Annotated in this window: 15 protein-coding genes; 9 read left to right on the forward strand and 6 right to left on the reverse strand. The window is 63.3% G+C overall.

Going from position 1 to position 18495, the window contains the following annotated elements:
• The first annotated feature begins 468 nt into the window (after nt 1–468).
• Nucleotides 469–615, forward strand: a complete 147-nt coding sequence (locus ACSFC5_RS10620; protein ID WP_440765222.1) for a DUF8555 family protein — start codon at nt 469–471, stop codon at nt 613–615.
• Between the two features lie 456 nt (nt 616–1071).
• Complete coding sequence (locus ACSFC5_RS10625; protein ID WP_076578009.1) at nt 1072–1347, forward strand: PadR family transcriptional regulator; 276 nt, start codon at nt 1072–1074, stop codon at nt 1345–1347.
• Nucleotides 1348–1488: 141 nt separating this feature from the next.
• Here ACSFC5_RS10625 and ACSFC5_RS10630 read toward each other — a convergent pair whose 3' ends face one another.
• Nucleotides 1489–2787 carry a DUF418 domain-containing protein gene (locus tag ACSFC5_RS10630; protein WP_440765223.1) on the reverse strand — a complete coding sequence of 433 codons (1299 nt, stop codon included), beginning with the start codon at nt 2785–2787 and terminating at the stop codon, nt 1489–1491.
• 143 nt (nt 2788–2930) lie between these two features.
• Here ACSFC5_RS10630 and ACSFC5_RS10635 point away from each other — a divergent pair, with 143 nt between their 5' ends.
• The 3 genes from ACSFC5_RS10635 (at nt 2931) to ACSFC5_RS10645 (ending at nt 6043) form a co-directional block, all read left to right on the forward strand.
• Nucleotides 2931–3560, forward strand: a complete 630-nt coding sequence (locus ACSFC5_RS10635; RefSeq protein WP_440765224.1) for a helix-turn-helix domain-containing protein — start codon at nt 2931–2933, stop codon at nt 3558–3560.
• Between the two features lie 749 nt (nt 3561–4309).
• Complete coding sequence (locus tag ACSFC5_RS10640) at nt 4310–5605, forward strand: MgtC/SapB family protein (protein WP_440765225.1); 1296 nt, start codon at nt 4310–4312, stop codon at nt 5603–5605.
• Nucleotides 5606–5683: 78 nt separating this feature from the next.
• Nucleotides 5684–6043 carry a hypothetical protein gene (locus ACSFC5_RS10645; protein WP_440765226.1) on the forward strand — a complete coding sequence of 120 codons (360 nt, stop codon included), beginning with the start codon at nt 5684–5686 and terminating at the stop codon, nt 6041–6043.
• A gap of 38 nt (nt 6044–6081) precedes the next feature.
• On the opposite strand, the gene purD is transcribed toward ACSFC5_RS10645, so the two are convergent.
• The 5 genes from purD to ACSFC5_RS10670 form a co-directional block, all read right to left on the reverse strand.
• Nucleotides 6082–7374 (reverse strand): phosphoribosylamine--glycine ligase, encoded by a 1293-nt coding sequence (gene purD, locus ACSFC5_RS10650; protein ID WP_440765227.1) that lies wholly within the window; start codon nt 7372–7374, stop codon nt 6082–6084.
• Nucleotides 7375–7449: 75 nt separating this feature from the next.
• Nucleotides 7450–7872: a universal stress protein gene (locus ACSFC5_RS10655; RefSeq protein ID WP_440765228.1), complete on the reverse strand. Its 423-nt coding sequence runs from the start codon at nt 7870–7872 to the stop codon at nt 7450–7452.
• Between the two features lie 78 nt (nt 7873–7950).
• On the reverse strand, nt 7951–10734 hold the full coding sequence (locus ACSFC5_RS10660) for a DEAD/DEAH box helicase (RefSeq protein ID WP_440765229.1): 2784 nt from the start codon (nt 10732–10734) through the stop codon (nt 7951–7953).
• Between the two features lie 2 nt (nt 10735–10736).
• Nucleotides 10737–12350 (reverse strand): ribonuclease H-like domain-containing protein, encoded by a 1614-nt coding sequence (locus tag ACSFC5_RS10665; protein WP_440765230.1) that lies wholly within the window; start codon nt 12348–12350, stop codon nt 10737–10739.
• A gap of 96 nt (nt 12351–12446) precedes the next feature.
• Nucleotides 12447–12914: a pyridoxamine 5'-phosphate oxidase family protein gene (locus tag ACSFC5_RS10670; RefSeq protein WP_440765231.1), complete on the reverse strand. Its 468-nt coding sequence runs from the start codon at nt 12912–12914 to the stop codon at nt 12447–12449.
• Between the two features lie 114 nt (nt 12915–13028).
• Between ACSFC5_RS10670 and thyA the strand changes: the two genes are divergently transcribed.
• The 4 genes from thyA to acnA all read left to right on the forward strand — a co-directional run bounded on the left by thyA (nt 13029) and on the right by acnA (nt 18472).
• A complete protein-coding gene (gene thyA, locus ACSFC5_RS10675; protein WP_440765232.1) occupies nt 13029–14045 on the forward strand; it encodes a thymidylate synthase in 1017 nt (338 codons plus the stop codon).
• Nucleotides 14042–14581: a dihydrofolate reductase gene (locus ACSFC5_RS10680; RefSeq protein ID WP_440765233.1), complete on the forward strand. Its 540-nt coding sequence runs from the start codon at nt 14042–14044 to the stop codon at nt 14579–14581. The genes thyA and ACSFC5_RS10680 overlap by 4 nt, the downstream gene beginning before the upstream one ends.
• A 126-nt stretch (nt 14582–14707) precedes the next feature.
• A complete protein-coding gene (locus ACSFC5_RS10685; RefSeq protein ID WP_440765234.1) occupies nt 14708–15505 on the forward strand; it encodes an alpha/beta fold hydrolase in 798 nt (265 codons plus the stop codon).
• Between the two features lie 240 nt (nt 15506–15745).
• Nucleotides 15746–18472 carry an aconitate hydratase AcnA gene (gene acnA, locus ACSFC5_RS10690; protein ID WP_440765235.1) on the forward strand — a complete coding sequence of 909 codons (2727 nt, stop codon included), beginning with the start codon at nt 15746–15748 and terminating at the stop codon, nt 18470–18472.
• The last annotated feature ends 23 nt before the right edge of the window (nt 18473–18495 follow it).

The following is an 18495-nucleotide window of genomic DNA, read 5'->3' on the forward strand; positions in this document are numbered from 1 at the left end:
AGCGACGTCGACGCTCAAGTGCACGCTGCGGTCGCTACGAATACTGGCGGCCGATCGGCCGCCGTATCCCATCGATTTTCTTCGGCGCGATAGGTTAGCCAGCGGCTGCTGTCCGAACCGCGACTCGAGACAGTACGCCGTTCGAACTCGTGGCTGTCGCGCGGGCGTTCGCGAGATGGATCGCAAGCTCGCCCGTGGTTCGGACGCCGGCCCCTGTGAACTGTTTGTACAACTGTTGTCGGATCGAAACCGGCGGCTTCACGCTGAAAGTGACGGGAACGGTCTCGAGGAACGATCCTAATCCGGTGTTGGTCCCTCGACACCCGCTGTTACTCCTCGCTTCGAACGAGTGGCACTCGTCGCTGGCGATGGTGGTCGAATCGTCGGCGAACGCCTGTCGGCGGATTTCGATCCAGCAAGCCCGATCACGGCGACCTTTTTTCCGTTCCGCACGCGTACTGACCACCCATGCGAGACGAAGAAGAGATCCGCGAGCAGTACGAGTTCCTCACCGAGCACCTCGAGAGCGAGGAGATGCGCCACGATGGCGTCAGAGAGATGTTTACCTACTACAAACGGGCGATCGGCTGGGTTCTCGAGGAAGAACATATCTAACCGATCGGACGAACGGACGTATCACCAGTCCGGTCGGTGTCGTTACCTTTAAGTATACTCGGCAAAATCGTTCACCTGACGCTTCGCTTGGAGGGCCGAAGCGTCAGCGGGGACCAATTCAGGGCGGCAAGCGATCGCGTGGCATTTTTCCGCCACGCGATTTGCTTTCCTGTTTCGACGAACGCTAACCGAACAGCGCCAGCCTCATTCGTCGGTGGACGCTCGATAATTTGAGCGACGCGTTTCGCGTTCTACTATTATAATAATACCGAAATTATTTGGCTGGACTGTAAACATGAACCGCACGTTACCTAACTTCGGCCGAGAATCCATCATAGGGGTTATCATTCGGTTTTGCTCCAGAAATCGATTCTCGACGGTAATATCCCGGTTTCGATCGAAACAACCCGATAGCCTTATTAAAATTCGACAGTAAGTGCAATTGGTACTTTCCCAATGTACGACCTGACAGGATTCCAGCGTGACCTGCTGTACGTTATCGCTGGCGAGGAGGAACCCCACGGACTAGCAATCAAAGAGGAACTCGAGCAGTACTACGAGAAAGAGATCCACCACGGCCGACTCTACCCGAATCTCGATACCCTCGTCGACAAAGGGCTCGTCGAGAAGGGACGGCGCGACCGCCGAACCAACTTCTACACGCTCACGCGTCGCGGCCGACGCGAACTTGAGGCCCGCCGCGACTGGGAAGGACAGTACGTCGAACTCTAGGCCGTTCACGAACGATCACCACGGTCGCGGGATTGCTGTGCGGACTGGTAGTGAGCGTCGCTGCCTGGGTGTGCTTTGAGACGATTTTGTTCGTTCTCTTCCTCAATAGAGCTAACATCGTGGTTTCAAAACGGGTTGAATCTAGTCGGATCGCTCCGTTTTCTTCGTCTTGACCGGCTGTGATTGCTCCGTTTCTGGTTTCTTCAGAGGCTGACGTTCTCCGTAGGTGAGAATTCGCCAGACCCATTCGATGGGGCCGTATCTGAAATGTCGAAGCCACAGCACTGATAGTGGGATCTGAACAGCCCAGATCATGAGTACGACTGCGAGTGCCTCCAACCGTGTAACGGTTCCGAACAGACCGAGTCCGTGCCCGTAAAAAATCGATGTTGCAAGAATCGTTTGAAGCAGATAGTTCGAAAACGCGGTCTGTCCGACCGCTGCCAGTGCCGCGGAAACGACCCCGGTTGGTCGCCGTCGACACCAGAGCATAATTCCAGCGACGTAGGCCACAGCGAGTGGGATGCTCCCCCAGTAGTTAAACTGCCGTCCAATGAAGAAAGCCTCGCTGAAAGTCCACTCCTGAGTCGTGTTGTACCAGACGCCCACGAGGATCAACGAAAGGCCGGTGACCGCTCCGGCAACAAATAGCCGGCGGTAGAAGCGCTCCGATCGATCGTTCGAGAGGACCCCCCAAGAAAACAGCGCCATGCCGATCAACATCAGGCCGCTGACCCGCCAGAACAACCAGACAGGTATGTCGAAGAGATGGGCTTCGAGCACGGTCGGAACGCGGTATGCGAACTGGTCCGCCCAGGGTCCTTGATACGCAGTGATCTCGTCTCGAATCACCGCTTGTGATGGGTTCCATAGTGCAAGCGTCTCTTCGGGCACGTGCTCGGCGTAGCGCCATCCGAGTACCGAAAAGAGCGTTGGCACCGCGAGCATTGTGAGTCCGGTGAGCGCCTGCTTGATCGGTGACCAGTTTCGGGCGAAGATCACAACGAGAGCGCAAATGCCGTATACAACGAGGATATCACCGTACCATAGCAGATAGGCGTGACCGAGACCAATCAGTACCAAAAGGATCGTTCGGCGATAGTGAAGTCGAATCGCCGGTTGTCCGTTTCGCTCTTTGCTTGCCGTGAACAACAGTATTCCTGCTCCGAACAAGAGCGTAAACAGCGTCATGAATTTCTGGTCGAAGAAGACGTGACTGACGAACCAGACCGCGTAATTTGCGCCCGTGAAATCTCCATACGCCGTCGGATTGAATGCCGCAGCTTGCGGCATCGAAAACAGCCAGATGTTGATAACCAGGATACCGAGAAGTGCAAAGCCGCGAAGGACGTCCAAGCTGACGATTCTCTCGGACGGCGCAGTCGGCTTCGGCGCGTCCTCGTTCGATTCAGTTCCCGACGCAGGTTCGGCTTGTGTCATCACGTTCATGGTCTCAGGAGTGGACCTTGCAAATTAGTCCAACATGTTGGAGCCACACTCAGTGGAATGGCGGGTATCTGATACGAGTGAGAATGGGCGATACGCACACCGACTCGAGCCGACGACATCGGAAGAAAGGGGCAATGATTAGCGCCAAATTCCGGGTTCAACTTCCGGAAGGAATCTGGGTAGCCGACACGTCACGAGCGTTTCCAGACGCAACGTTTAGACTCCTCTCGGGGCTGCGTATCGGCGAGAAAGCGGTTGAACTCGGTGAGGTCATCGCCGACGACCCGCAGGCGATCATCGATCGCCCACAGTCGTCGATTGACGGGTGGGAACTGCTCGAAGCAACCGACGAACGCGCCCTCACGAAGTACGAAACGACCGACATTGAACTCTACGAATTCGTCGAATCGTCCGCGCTGACGGTCGAATTCCCCGTCGTCGTCCGAGACGGCTGGTATGAGTTCGACCTGACAGGAACACGGGACGACCTCGAACGGTTTGGAGACGCCCTCGATGAGGCTGGTCAGCCGTACGAACTGCAGTCGATTGTCGGAACAACGGATCCGGAATCGCTGTTGACTGATCGTCAGCGCGAACTCCTTGACGCCGCGCTCCAAGCAGGCTACTTCGAAGTCCCTCGAGACTGTACCCTGGCTGAACTGGCCGAAACTCTCGGCGTGGACAAATCAACCGCCAGTACCGTATTACGAACCGGTGAAGCCAAACTCGTCGCTTGGTTTCTGACGGGGCCGAAACAGAACTGACATCGAATACGGAGAACAAGAGTAGCCACTCGGCCTACCCGTTGGTCGAGCAATCGAAATCTCGAACGAGCGAGGACTCGCGAACGACATGTTCTACACGCGGCGTGTCGGCAAGCGCGGTATCGAGAAACTCGACTGTGAAGTCGGTAATGAACACACTCAGTAGCCGACGCCATCCGTTCCGGCTGGTCAGCGATTGATCGATAAATTGTTTGACGAGAGCAACCCCTGTCACTAGCCAATACATGGGTTCGGTACGGAGCCCCGCACAACCCCCTCTCGAGACAGCACCGATCCAGACACCAATTCCGGGGACGCGGACGAACAAATCACGGTCGGCGACGACGGCTATGAGCTCCGGATCGTCGACGTGCCCACCGGACGGCAATTCATCATGGGCTCTTCCTCCCGTTCGTTCCGTTCGTCTTCGGGTGGGGTCGATCGAACGGGATGGCCGAGCGGTCCCGTCGGCAAACGACGAAACAGTATCTCGCCTGTTCGTTTCGGACCACGGAACCGTCGTGTTCTCGGGAAGGGGCCACGGAACCGTCGTTCGAGTACTGTCCGCGGGACGGGCGACGACTGCGCGAGGAGTCCGCGTAGCGCTCGAGCGATCCTGTACGTGATCGCTGGCGCAGTGGCTGCCGCCGGTCGACCGTCACTATCGCGGCCGTCGATCCGTAACGAGAGCCGTCCACGCCGACGACTCCGGCAGGTCGCTTATGTGTGCTCGTGGTGAACGTCCGGGAGTGAACGAGGTTACGTTGCAGCTCGCGGACGCGCCGCTGGACGAGACCGTCGTCCGACTCGCCCTGGCCGGAGCGCTCGGGATGTTCCTCGGTCTCGAGCGCGAGTGGTCCCAGAAGTCGGCCGGCATCCGGACGTTCTCGCTGATCAGTCTCCTCGGCGCCGTTTTCACCCTGCTGGCCTCGGAAACCGAGATCGGCGAGGGGCTGCTCGTGCTCGGCGGCATTCTCGTCATCGTTCAGGGCGTGTTGCTGGCCGTGCAGGGGTTGTTGGACGACGACGGCGAAACCGGGCTCTCGCTGACGACGTCGGTGTCGATGCTCGTCGCCTACGGGATCGGCGCACTGGTCGCCGCCGGGTTCATCCTCGAGGGTGTCACGGTCGCCGTGCTCTCGTCGCTGTTGCTCGTCCTCAAGCGCGAACTCCACGAGTTCGCGTGGGGACTCACCCGCGAGGAGATGCGCTCGACGACCGAGTTCGCCATCCTGGCGTTCGTCGTCTATCCGCTGTTGCCCGCCGAGTGGAACCCCGAGATCGCCGGAATCGTCATCCCGCTCGAGCCGCAGGTGATCTGGCTGATGGTCGTCGCCGTCGCCGGGATCGGCATCGTCAACTACGCGATCGTCTCGACCTACGGCGGCCGGGGGATCGCGGTGACCGGCTTCTTCGGCGGGCTGGCCTCCTCGACGGCCGTCGTCGGGACGATGCTCGATCACGTCCGTCAGCGCCCCGAAGCGGCGTCGTACGCCGTCGCCGCGATCCTCCTCGCGAACGCGGCGATGGCCGCGCGCAACCTCGCCATCGCGGTCGGCTTTACCGTGGGCAGCGACACCACCGTCCTTCTCGAGGCGATTATCCCGCTCGGGGCGGTCATCGTGATCGCCTTCATCATCGCGGCCACGACCGCCGACTGGCGAGAGTCCGGGCCGATCGAACTCGAGAGCCCGTTCTCGATGAAGAACGCGCTCGCGTTCGGGGCCGTCTTCCTCGTCGTGCTCGTCTTCGGGTCGCTCGCCGAGACGTGGTTCGGCACGCTCGGCTTCTACGCGACGGCCGTCGCGAGCGGCTTCGTCTCGAGCGCCGGCGCGACCACCTCGGCCGTCGTCCTCTACCGCGGCGGGCAACTGGGTCCGGCGGAGGCGACGATCGCGATCTTACTCGCGACGGTCTCGAGCATTCTGGTCAAGACGCTCCTCGCGTCGACGTCACCGAACCACGACTTTCGGAAGCAGGTTGCAGCCTACAGTGCACTGCTCCTCGTCGGCGGCGCACTGGCGTCGATTATCATCGTCATTTAGGGCTCGAGTCCCGCTTTGCTCCCGGTCGTCGTACGAAAGCCTCGGCCTCTTTCCGCTCCCGTGTGGACGTGTGGTACGATGCTCGGAGCACTCTCGGTCGGCAAAAAGGCGGTGTCGTTCGGCTACAAACGCTACGGCGTCCCGGGAGCGATCGCCTCCGGCGGGGCCGCCCTGGTCGGCTACGTCGCCGTTCGACGCGCCCTGCAGGCGGCGACGGAGGCCGACGAGGACTCGCTCGCCGCGGCTATCGATGGCAAATCGCTCGAGGCGGCGATCGACCAGAAGGGACTACAAGCAGTGACCGACGTTGGGACGATCGACGAGGCGATCGATAGAGACCAACTGCGCTCGAACGTCGACATCGGTAACGTCCAGTCGGACGTCGAGTCGTCGATCGAGGAAACGGACGAGTTCGAACAGAATCGGGGCGGCGAATAACGAGCGCGGAATCGAACCGTCGCCGACGGCCGGTCGAGCTATTCTTCGCGGAGTTCGTTCATGTGATCGATCCGCCGCTGGACGAGATCGGGTTTGCCGATGTCGTGGCGCATGTGTAGCCCCTCGTCGCCGGCAACTGCGAGGGCGTCCTCCGCGATTTCCTCGGCCTCGGTGATCGAATCCGCGAGACCGACAACGGCGAACGAGCGCGAGGTGGTCGTGTAGATGCCGTCGTCGCGCTCGTCGACGCTGGCGTAGTACAGGAGCGCGTCACCGGCACTCTCTTCGTCCACTTGCACTTTGGCACCCGCCTCTGGATCCGTCGGATACCCCTCCGGCACGGCGTACTTGCAGACCGTTGCCTGGGAGGCAAAGTCGAGTTCGGGCGGGGCCTCGCCGTCTCGAGCGGCCGTCAGCACGTCGAGGAAGTCCGTCTCGAGGACGGGAAGCGTGTTCATCGCCTCGGGGTCGCCGAAGCGGGCGTTGAACTCGATGACCTTCGGGCCCTCGCTCGTGAGCATGAACTGACCGTACAGAATCCCGCGATAATCGTCGAGAGCGTCGACGGTGGCCTCGATGATCGAGACGGCCTCCGTGTAGTCCGCTTCGGTCATGAACGGAAGTTCGTTCGTCGCGTCGGAGTAACTGCCCATTCCGCCCGTGTTCGGCCCTTCGTCGCCCTCGTAGGCGCGCTTGTGGTCTTGCACGGCGGGTGCGGTCTCGAAGGCCCCGTTGGCGACGAACGCCTGAATCGTGACCTCCTCGCCGATCAGGCGTTCCTCGAGGACGATCCGGTCGTAGTCGGAGTTGCGGATGTACGCCTTGCCCTCCTCGGGTGTAACCTGATCGCCGATGACCTTCACGCCCTTGCCGCCCGTGAGGCCAGCGGGTTTGATCACCAGATCGCCGTCGTAGTCGTCGATGTAGTCGCAGGCGGCCTCCATATCGTCGAAGGTCTCGAAATCCGGACAGCCCGGGATGTCGTGTTCCGCCATGAACCGCCGCTGGAAGGCCTTATCCGTCTCAATCCGGGCCTCGTCCTCCTTCGGGCCGAACGGGTAGACCCCCGCGGCCTCGAGTTCGTCCGCGACGCCGGCCTCGAGGGGTGCCTCGGGACCGATAACGGCGATCGTCGCGTCTACTTCTTCGGCGTATTCGACGACGGCTTTCGGGTTGGTCGTCTCGAGCGTCTCGAACTCGCTCGCGATCCGAGCGATTCCCGGGTTTCGGTTCCCCGCGCAGGCGTAGAGGTCGGCCTCGCTGTCCTCGAGCGCGCGAGCGATAGCGTGTTCGCGGCCACCGCCGCCGATCAGGAGCACGTGCTCTCGCATGGTCGATAGCGGAACGCACGAACCTGTAAGCGTTGCTCTTTCTCCGAGCGAATTGTATCCACACCCGTGTATATCTCAGACGACGGTCACCGGCACGGGTGAATCGCGGACGACATCGTCCGCGAGGGGACGCACGAGCAGTTGGCTCGCGCCGCTTCGGTCACGGTCGCCGACGACGATTCGGTCGACGTCGTGTTCGGCGGCGTACTCGTGGACTGCCCGCGGTGGGTCGCCGGTCGCTTTCGCCGTCGACAGCTCTCGGTCCTGGTCGATCGCTCGTTTTCGCGCCCGTACGAGGGCCGAGTCACCGTCACCGCCGGACGTCGCGTCCTCCGGTTCGTCGTCGACGATCGCCGTGTTCGTCCCGCCGTAGCCGTCAGCCGGCTCGACCACGTAGAGGACCGTAATCGCTCCCGCCGAGTACTCGGTCAACGCGTGCTCGAGCGCGGCGCGGGCGAACTCCGAGTCGTCGTACGGAACGAGAACGTGAGTGGACATAATTTCTCTACCGACAGGATCGGCAAGGTCGTACGCATTGCAGTGGCTGGTGACAGGCAACTGGTGAGTGCGGTCCAGTCAGGCGTAAAACAGCGGCGGCCGCCGGTCGCCACCGTACTCCCCATCGGGAAGATACTCCTCGAGCGCGTCCACGTCCTCGTTTCCGAGCAACTGGTCCAGTACGTCCACCGCAGCCCCGCGATGCAGCGGCTGGTTGTCGTTCCCGCACTGCTCGTCCATTACACACGCGGGACACCCCCCGACGTTCCCGCAGTCGCAGTCCGCGATGAGGTTCCGCGCGCGCTCGGCAACGGCTTCGTAGTTCTCGTAGATCGCCCGCGCGAAACCGAGTCCGCCCTCGATCCCGTCGTAGATGAACCAGCCGCTCGCGGGGGTTCGATCGAGATCCATCGCGATCTCCCGCACCGTCGCCTCGGCGGCGGCGATGTTCTGCGGTGCGTCGTCCTCGCCTGCTGCAGTGCTGGCTCCGATACCCGGCCCCATCCCCGCATCCGTCTCGTCAGCGACGGCCGCCTCCTGATCGAGGTGCGAGTCGATCGTCAGCGTCGCCAGCCCGCCCAGATCCCGTTTGTCGACCATCAACTCGAGCGGCGCCACGCCGATCGTCGCGTGCTCGGCGGCGTGGAGTCCGCCCGCGTAACCGAGGTGGGCGGTCCCCGCGAGACCGTCCTCGAGTTCCGGCACCGAGAACTCTCGATACTTTTCGATAAGCGCGTCTTCAACGGCCTGGGGCACCTCGAGCCAGCACAGTTGCGTTGCCATCGACAGCGGCGGGTTGTCGGTCGGAATCCCCTGTTCCCGCTTTTTCCCGCCGTGGATCGCGACCTTATCGTAGGTGCCGTGGTAGACGAGCACCCGTCCACGGCCGAAGTGCAGCGTAAAGTCGCCGATCTCTCGGGACTCCTCGGAGACTGCGTCGAGGACGGTCACGTCAGTTCGCGTGCGCGTGTAGTACTCCGCGTTCGTCGGCCGGAGCGTGACCGAGGGGCGCGGTGACCCGTGGTCGACCTCGATAATTTCGTACTGCTGGCCCTGATGAAGCCGCACTGCGCCCTCATGGAAGTCCCGGAAGACGCGTTCTCTCGCGAGCGGTTCCATCTCTGGATCGTGCTTCGTGTCGACGCCGTCGGCGAGTCCCACCTCGTACTCCTCACCCGCCGTCGCGTACAGCGAGATGGACTGCTGGGGTCGCGGCGGCCCGACGTAGGAGACGCCGGTCTCGAGCGCTCCCGTCAACTGCCCCGCGCGCCGCCACATCTCGACGGCGCGCTCGAGGCGCTCGCGTTCGGCGAACCAGCCAGCGTCCGATACGTCGAGCGCGAGTTCGTCGGCTGCACAGCGCAGGTGCTGAGCGAAGACGGCGTCGTTGTCGATGTCCACGACGGCGTCCTCGACGTCGTTCTCGAGCAGGTAGTCCGGATTGTTCACGACGTACTGATCGAGCGTGCGGTGTTCGGCGACGAGCACCGAGAGCGCCCGCCTCGCGCCTCGGCCCGCTCGCCCGATCTGCTGCCAGAACGACTGGCGCTGGCCGGGGTAGCCCAACTGGACCGTCGCGTCCATCGCGCCGATATCGATCCCCAACTCGAGGGCGTTCGTCGACGCCACGCCGTCCAGAATCCCGGTCTTGAGCTGATGTTCGGTGCCGTGGCGTTTCTTTCGCGAGTGACCGGCGTGGTACGGTTCGATCGCGCTCCCACGGTCGGGGTTCGTGTAGTAGTGGTTCTCGTGGCGGTGTTTCGACGCCCGCTTGACCGAGAGTTCGGCGAGCTTTCTCGACGGAGTAAACAGCAGCGTCTGGGCGTTCTGGTAGGTCAGATGCGAGAGCAGCCGCGGGGCCTCGACGGTGGCGGGAACGCGCTCGAGGACGGCGTCCTCGGCTTCTCTCTCGTCGTCCGCGTCCTCGTCACGCCACTCGTCGCGGTCGTCGTCTGCGTCTTCGCGGCTCACGTGTCGCTCGGTCCGCATCGCTCCCGTTCGCGTATCCGAGGACTCGCTGCGCTCGTCCTCGCGAGCCCGAGGCGGCGGATTCCAGAGCACCAGATCCCGCGGCCCCGCGGGGGAGCCGTCCTCGTCGACCACGGTGGCGGGTTCGTCGATCAGCGCGGCGGAGTGTTCCCCGGGATTGCCGATCGTCGCGCTCGTGAGGACGTACTGGGGATCGGCGTCGTAGTACGAAAGGACGCGCTCCAGCCGCCGGACGATCCAGGCGACGTGCATGCCGTGGACACCGGTGTAGGTGTGCGATTCGTCGATCACCACCAGATCACAGGCCGAGAGGAATCGCGCCCAGCGGTCGTGGTCGTGTAAGTAGGTGTTCACGCCCGCGAAGTTCGTGATGATGACGTCGGCCTCCTCGCGGATCCGCTTGCGATTCTGCCCGCGTTCGGTGTCGCCGTCGTAGACCCGGACCGTGATCTCGAGACCCAGTTCGTCGAAGAGATCGTTCAAACTCCGTTCCTGATCCCGGGAGAGGGCCTTCGTGGGATAGAGGAGGTAGGCGGTGGACTCCTCGCCTCGAGCCCGCGCCTCGAGGTAGTTCCGCGCGATCTGGAGCGCGTAGACGCGGGTCTTTCCGGAGGAGGTACTCGTCGCGACGCAGACGTGCTCGTCGCGTGCGAGGGCCTCGAGCGCGTCGGCCTGGTGGGTGTAGAGGTCGTGCTCGAGCGGCCCCGCGAGTTCGGGTCGGAGGACGTCCGCACTCGGCACCGTCTCGGCGGGCCGACCGGGGCGCTCGAGGAGCGAAATATCCTCGGGATTCCGGTAGCCGGGGAAGGTGTCGACCAGTTCGTCGCCGGTAACTGGAACGGCCGCCTGCTCGTCGTGGTTTTGCTCGCTCATGGTTAGAAATCACTCAGTCCGGTCTGTTCGCCGCCGCTCGTGTCGCTCGAGGGTTGTGGGTTCGACGTTCGATCCGTCGAATCAGCGCTGGATCCGTCCGTCGCCGTCCGACTCGAGTCTCCGCCATTCGAGACTGAGACCGAATCGGATTCGGCCTGCGCCGCGTCCAGAAGCCGCTCGTAGACGTGCCACAGCGCTCGGCAGTCGTCCTCGCAGTAGGCTTCGTGGCGAGCCCACTCGAGTGGCTCCCCTGTTCGCACGAATTGCTGGTAGGCTGCCGCGGTCTGCGCACCGTCGAGACCGGTACCGGCACTGTCGTAGCCGAGCGCGTCCGAAACGGCCTCGAGTTTGTTCGTCCGCCCGGGCAGGAGCGCGTTGTCGTTGCCGACGGCCCAGAGGTAGAGATCGAACTTGGGGATCGACTCCCACTCGTCGACGTAGTAAGGAACGTGCCGGGCGATGAAAGCGCCGAGGTGCCGGTAGTCGAACCGCCAGCCGTTCCACGTGAGCAGGGCACGGTTGGGGTGGACGCCCAGCAGCCAGTCGCAAAAGGCCTCGAGCACCGACCCAGGATCCGACGGATCGTCGCGCTCGACGAACGTGCGGTAGTCGTCCGTCGCGGGATCGTAGACGCCGACCTGCCAGATGATCGTCGGCGAGAGGCCGTCGGTCTCGATGTCGACGCAGAGCGGCGGCGTGTGCCAGTTCTCGCCGGGCAGGGACTCGTCCGTGAGCCGTCGTGGCTCGCCCGTCTCGAGGACCGACGCGTGTCGGTGCATCGTGCGGGCACGGTCGCGGCCGACGCGAGGGAGGTCGGCCAGCGTCTCGAGGGACGTCTCGAGGAGTTCCGTGCGTGTCGTCACTCCTCGCTCGGCGAGTCGCTCGGCAGTCTTCGGGCCGATTCCGGAGACGGCCTCGAGACCGAAGTTAGTGATTTTGTGCGTTTCGACGCCCTCGATCCCGCCGGCGGTGAGCGTCAGGCTCGCGACCGACTGTCGGTGGTTGTATCCCTCGACGGGGCCTGCCCCCTGGACGCGAACGGAGACACAATCCTCGTCGAGTGGCTCGAAGCCGCCGATCAGGTTATGGTCGACTCCACGGACCGCGCCGGTGTCGGGTTCGAGGTGCCACAACTCGTCGTATCCCGCGGGCTCACTGCCCGTCAGGACGGTCGTGACTCGTCCGGTCGAAAGCGCGCTGGCGAGCGCGTCCGCGCCCTCGAGGGTCGTCTCGAGAGCCGTCGGACGAACGGTCGTCGTCACGTCGTCGCAGACGAGCGCGGCGATACCGGGTCGTTCAGCGAGCGCGCTCGAGACGCTCTCCGACTGTGGATGGAGGGACCTGATTCCGGCAGCCACGGCGATCTCGAGGCTGCCACCGCCGATCTTTTGTCGGTGAAACGGACCCTCGCCGCCGGTCTCGAGCGGCGGGTGAAACGCCGGCGCGTCGAACGCGCTGCGGGCCCGGGCGAACGCCTGCGGTTCTCGAGACGGGCCGAGCACCCAGACGGCGTCGGGTTCGAGGGTCACCTCGAGATCCTCGAGCGTCGCGACGGGGCGGTCGGCGATCGCCGAAGGCGGAAGGGCGAGGAGGGTGGCGCCGTCTCGAGCGGTCATCGCTCGTCGGAACGCGCGGCGCGATAAAGAGGGTTTGGACACCGCGGTGAAAGTGATCCGTTAGCCCGCGGCTCGTCTTCGCGGCCGGAGGGAAACTCAGCGGCCCGAGTCGTCCGGATCCGTCGGCGCGGGGTAGGACTGATCGCGCGCAACGAGGGTGTCCGGATCGAACTCGATGAGGCGATACTCGCACGGATCCAGTCCGCGGAACGTCTCGGGCCACGCCGCCTGTTCGCCACCGAGGTACTTCCGCAGGAGTCGCTCGGCGCAGTCGGCGTCGTAGGGCTCGAGGCTCGCTTCGCCGCGCATACCGACGTGTTCGACGCGCCCCGCTCGAGCGTCGAAATCGACGATCGCGACCGCCGATTTCGGATAGCGTTCGACGCGGCTGGGATACGAACGCCCGCGCAACTGCGCGATCGTCCAGAGGGTGGCGTCCTCCCACAGGAACCAGAGCGGAGAGACGCGCGGCCCCGCGTCGGACGATTGCGCGACGAAGCAGAACAGCGGACGAGCGAGAAACGACTCCAGGTCACATTCGAGACTGTCCTCGATGATGTTCATACGGTGGCGTCGTCCGAGATCGTGTTAGTAGTGTGGATGGTCGACGAATCGAGCGGTCGACCCGCCGCTCCCGACCGGTACGGATAAATCCGCAGGGTCAGAAATCCACTCTCAATGCGACAGTACCTGGATCTCGTCGACGCGACCCTGAGCGGGGGCACGTACAAGCCCAATCGGACCGGCGTCGACACGATTTCGGCCTTCAGCGAGCACTACGAGGTCGATCTGCAGGAGGGGTACCCCCTCTTGACGACGAAAGCGATGGACGGCTACCGCTGGAACTCGATGCTCCACGAAGTCTGCTGGTATCTCTCCGGCGAGGAGCACATTCGAACCCTCCGCGAGGAGACCAAGATCTGGGACGCGTGGGCCGACGACGAAGGCAAACTCGACACCGCCTACGGCCGCTTCTGGCGACGGTATCCGGTTCCCGAGCAGGGCGCACAACTCGAGGGCGAATCCTGGCCTGATGACTCTCACCAGTGGGTCACCGAGGAGGACGACGGCAGAAAGACCTTCGACCAGTTGCAGTACATCGTCGACACGCTCTCCGACTCGCCGAACTCACGCCGTCTGGTGGTCAACGCCTGGCATCCGGCCAACGCGGCCGTCTCGACGCTGCCGCCCTGCCATTATTCGTTCGTCTTCAACGTGCAGGGCGACCGGCTGAACTGCCACCTCACGCAGCGCTCGGGCGACATCGCACTCGGCGTCCCGTTCAACATCGCGGCCTACGCGCTCCTGACGAAGGTCGTCGCCCAGCAGACCGGATTCAAACCCGGCTCCTTCGCCCACACCGTCGTCGACGCACACGTCTACTGCGGGCGCGGCGCGCGCGGGGAGTGGTACGCGGACAACCTCGAGGCGCTCCAGTCCCGGCTGGCCGACGTCGACGCCCGCGAGGACTACCTCGCGGTTCGCGAGTGGCTCGAGTCCGAAGCGCCCGCTGAAGCCGACGGCGACGAGCGCCTCGACCACGTCCCTGGCCTGCTCGATCAGCTATCTCGAGAGCCGCTCGAACGACCGACGCTCGAACTCGCCGAAACCTCGATCGACGACCTGCGCTACGAGGACGTCCAGCTCAAGGACTACGAATCCCACGACGGACTCGAGTTTGCGGTCGCAGAATGAGCGAGCCCGAATCCCCCAACCTGGAAACCGACCGCGAACTCGTCGGCATCGTCGCGGTCGCCGAAAATGGCGTCATCGGGAAAGATGGGGACATGCCCTGGCACATCCCCGCGGATCTCCAGCACTTCAAGGAGACGACGATGGATCATCCGATCATCATGGGTCGAGTGACCTACGAGGGCATCCTCGAGACCCTCGGCGAACCGTTACCTGGCCGGACGACGATCGTGTTGACAAGTCGTGATCTCGAGACGCCCGAGAACGCCGTCACCGCGGGGAGTCTCGAGGACGCGCTCGAGAAAGCCGACGCTGCCGCGCGCGAGCGTCACGACGACGCCGACCGACTCTTCGTCGCCGGCGGCGCGACCGTCTACGAGCAGTTCCTCCCCGCGCTGGATCGGTTAGTCGTGACCGAAATTGACGACGACCCCGACGGCGACACGCGGTTCCCCGACTGGGACCGAGACGCATTCGAGACCGTCTCTCGCGACGAACGAGACGGGTTCGCGTTCCTCGAGTACGTCCGTCGCGAGTGACGCGGCGTCGAATTGGGCGGCTCTGTCGGAATCTACGATCGAGGATAGCTTTTCGAAGCCGTGCTGAAGAGAGAGGACGAGTTCAGCACGTACAGTTTATCCGAATAGGACCCGAAGGACGAAGCTATGGCCGTCATCCAATGTAATGGGGCCGACCTCTATTACGAGGACTACGGAGAGGGGCAGCCGATCGTTTTTCTCCATGGCGTATTGCATGGGCTCCGGTTCTTCGAACCGCAGTTGGCCGGACTCTCGGACGACTATCGGACAATCGCGTTCGATTGTAGAGGACACGGCCGGTCAGAGAAGACGGAACTCGGCCACACGGTCCCGCAATATGCACGGGACCTCCACGCGTTCCTCGAACAGCGCGACCTCGAGGACGTCGTCTTGGTCGGCTGGTCGATGGGCGCGTTCGTGTCGTGGGACTACGTGGATCAGTTCGGTACAGACCGGATTCGCGGGTTGGTCGATGTTGATATTGAAGCAACCCGGTTCAGATGGGACGATTACGACTACGGACTCGCTCGGCTGGAGGACATACAGAGCCTGCTTGAACTGGCGCAGTCAGACCAGCAAGCTCTCATCAATCGGTTCACGGAGCAGGTTTTCGCCGACCCGACAGCCGAGACGAGAACCCTACAGTACGACGAGATCTCTCGGACGCCACCGCCGATTCAAAGCGCAATCCTGTTCGATACGCACACGCGAGACTACCGATCTGTCCTCCCCGAAATCGACGTTCCGATGCTGGTCTGTGCTGGTACCGCCGAAACGAGAGGCTCCGTCGACGCCGTTCGGCACGTCGCCGAACTCGTTCCCGAGGCGAGGGTGGAACTCTTCGACGAGAGCGGCCACGGTCCGCCGTTCGAAGAACCCGAGCGGTTCAACCAGGTCGTGAGCCGGTTCGTCGACTCGCTGTGACCGATACGTACCCTGTATTCAGCACGCCATTCATATCAACTATTGAGGAGCTCAATAGAGCCAATTAGACGAGATGAGCCTTTTTGAGGACACTTCCTCCCGATTGCGCGTTGGCAGTCCCGAATCATAATAGAATATTAAGAATACAACCACACACCAATACCGTCAAATACGGGGGTATTAGTATGTGTTACAGCGGATTCTCGGGAGATTCAAAACCCCCCGGTCCGAAGTCCTCCTATGGCAACTGATGAGTTCTCGGACGCAATCCGGGAGTTCGAACACGATGGCGAGACGTACAAGATGGCAGATCTCACGGTACTCGAGGAGCAGGGCCTCTGTGACCTCGAGAAACTGCCGGTGAGCATCCGCGTGCTGCTCGAGGCGGTCCTCCGAAACGCGGACGGCGATATGATCTCGGCACAGGACGTCAAAAACGCGGCCTCCTGGGAGCCGGACGTCCCGGACGTCGAAGTTCCCTTCCAGCCGTCCCGCGTGGTTCTTCAGGACCTGACCGGCGTTCCGGCGGTCGTCGACCTCGCGGCGCTGCGGTCGGCCGCGGACCGCGCGGACAAGGACCCCTCGATCGTCGAACCCGAAGTCCCCTGTGACCTCGTGATCGACCACAGCGTACAGGTCGACTACTTCGGCAGCGAAGACGCCTACGAACAGAACGTGGAACTCGAGTACGAGCGAAACGAAGAGCGATATCGTGCGATCAAGTGGGCCGAACAGGCCTTCGAGGACTTCAACGTCGTCCCGCCGGGAACGGGGATCGTCCACCAGGTCAACTTGGAACACCTCGGCAAGGTCGTTCACGCACGCGAAGAGGACGGCGAGCAGTGGCTCCTCCCCGACACCCTCGTCGGCACCGACAGCCACACGCCGATGATCAACGGCATCGGCGTCGTCGGCTGGGGCGTCGGCGGGATCGAGGCCGAAGCGGCCCTTCTGGGCCAGCCGATCACGATGACCCTCCCCGAGGTCGTCGGCGTCGAACTCACGGGCGAACTCCCCGAGGGCGCAACCGCGACGGACCTCGTGCTCCACATCACGGAGAAGCTCCGTCAGGTCGGCGTCGTCGACAAGTTCGTCGAGTTCTACGGCGACGGCGTCTCCCAGCTCTCGGTCGCCGACCGCGCGACCATTTCGAACATGTCGCCCGAGCACGGCTGTACAATCTCGATGTTCCCCGTCGACGACGCGACGCTCGACTACCTCGAACTCACCGGTCGCGACGAGGACCACATCGAACTCGTCCGGGAGTACTTGGAAGCCCAGGGCCTGTTCGGCGACCACGATCCGGAGTTCACCGAGACGGTCGAGTTCGACCTCGGCACCGTCGAACCCAGCCTCGCGGGTCACAAGAAGCCCCACGCCCGGATTCCGATGGGCGATCTGGACGAGCACTTCCCGACGCTGCTCGCCGAAGAGGGCGTCATCGACTCCGGCGCCGCCGAGAGCGACGGCGGACTCGTCGCCAAGGAACAGCCCGGACTCGACGAGAAGATCCCCGTCACGCTCGAGGACGGCACCGAGGTCGAGATCGGTCACGGGAGCGTTCTCGTCAGCGCGATCACGAGCTGTACGAACACCTCGAACCCGTCGGTGATGGTCGCCGCGGGCCTGCTCGCACGCAACGCGCTCGAGCAGGGCCTCGACGTTCCCGACTACGTCAAGACCAGTCTCGCACCCGGCAGCAAGGTCGTCACGGAGTACCTCAAGCAGGCCGACCTACTCGACGACCTCGAGGGCCTGGGCTACCACGTCGTCGGCTACGGCTGTACGACCTGTATCGGTAACGCCGGCCCGCTCGCCGAACCGATCGAGGCCGCCATCGACGAACACGACCTCTGGACGACCAGCGTCCTCTCGGGGAACCGAAACTTCGAGGCCCGAATCCACCCGAAGATCCGCGCGAACTACCTCGCCAGCCCGCCGCTGGTGGTCGCCTACGGTCTCGCGGGCAAGATGGACATCGACCTCGAGAACGAACCGATCGGCACGAACGACGACGGCGAGGAAATCTTCCTCGAGGACATTTGGCCGGACCCACAGGAGGTCAAAGAGACGATTCACGAGAACGTCTCCGCCGAACTGTTCAAAGACAAGTACGCGAGCGTCTTCGAAGGCGACGACCGCTGGGAGGCGCTCGACGCACCGACGGGCGACGTCTACGAGTGGGATTCGGAGTCGACCTACATCCGCGAGCCGCCGTTCTTCCAGGACTTCCCCCTCGAGGAACCCGGCGTCGAAGACATCGCGGACGCCCGCTGTCTGCTCACGCTCGGCGACACGGTCACGACCGACCACATCAGCCCGGCTGGACCGTTCAGCGAGGATCTGCCCGCCGGCCAGTGGCTCTCCGAGCGCGGCGTCGAACCGTACGAGTTCAACACCTACGGCTCCCGCCGCGGGAACCACGAGGTCATGATGCGCGGCACGTTCGCGAACGTCCGCATCGAAAACCAGCTGCTGGACGGGAAGGAAGGCGGCTACACGATTCACCACCCGACGGGTGAGGAAACGACGGTCTTCGACGCCTCCGAACGCTACCGCGACGAGGAGACGCCGCTCATCGTCATGGCCGGCGAAGAGCTCGGGACCGGCTCGAGCCGCGACTGGGCCGCCAAGGGGACCGATCTGCTCGGCATCCGCGCGACGATCGGCAAGAGCTACGAGCGGATCTACCGCGACAACCTCCTCGGCATGGGCGTCCTGCCCCTGCAGTTCGCCGAGGGCGAGGGCTGGGAAGAACTCGGCCTCGACGGCACCGAGTACTTCGACATCAAGGGACTCGACGACGGTCTCGAGCCGAACGCCGAACTCACCGTCGTCGCCGAGGACGACGACGGCGAGACAACCGAGTTCGACGTGACCGCACAGGTCGGCACGCCCGCGGCCGTCAAGTACGTCGAAAACGGCGGTGTGCTCCACCTTGTGCTCCGCCGCATGCTGACGGAGTAAGGGGCTCGAGTCTCGGCGGTTCG

Origin of the sequence: Natronorubrum marinum (genome assembly GCF_052040125.1) — an archaeon.
Lineage (GTDB): Archaea > Halobacteriota > Halobacteria > Halobacteriales > Natrialbaceae > Natronorubrum.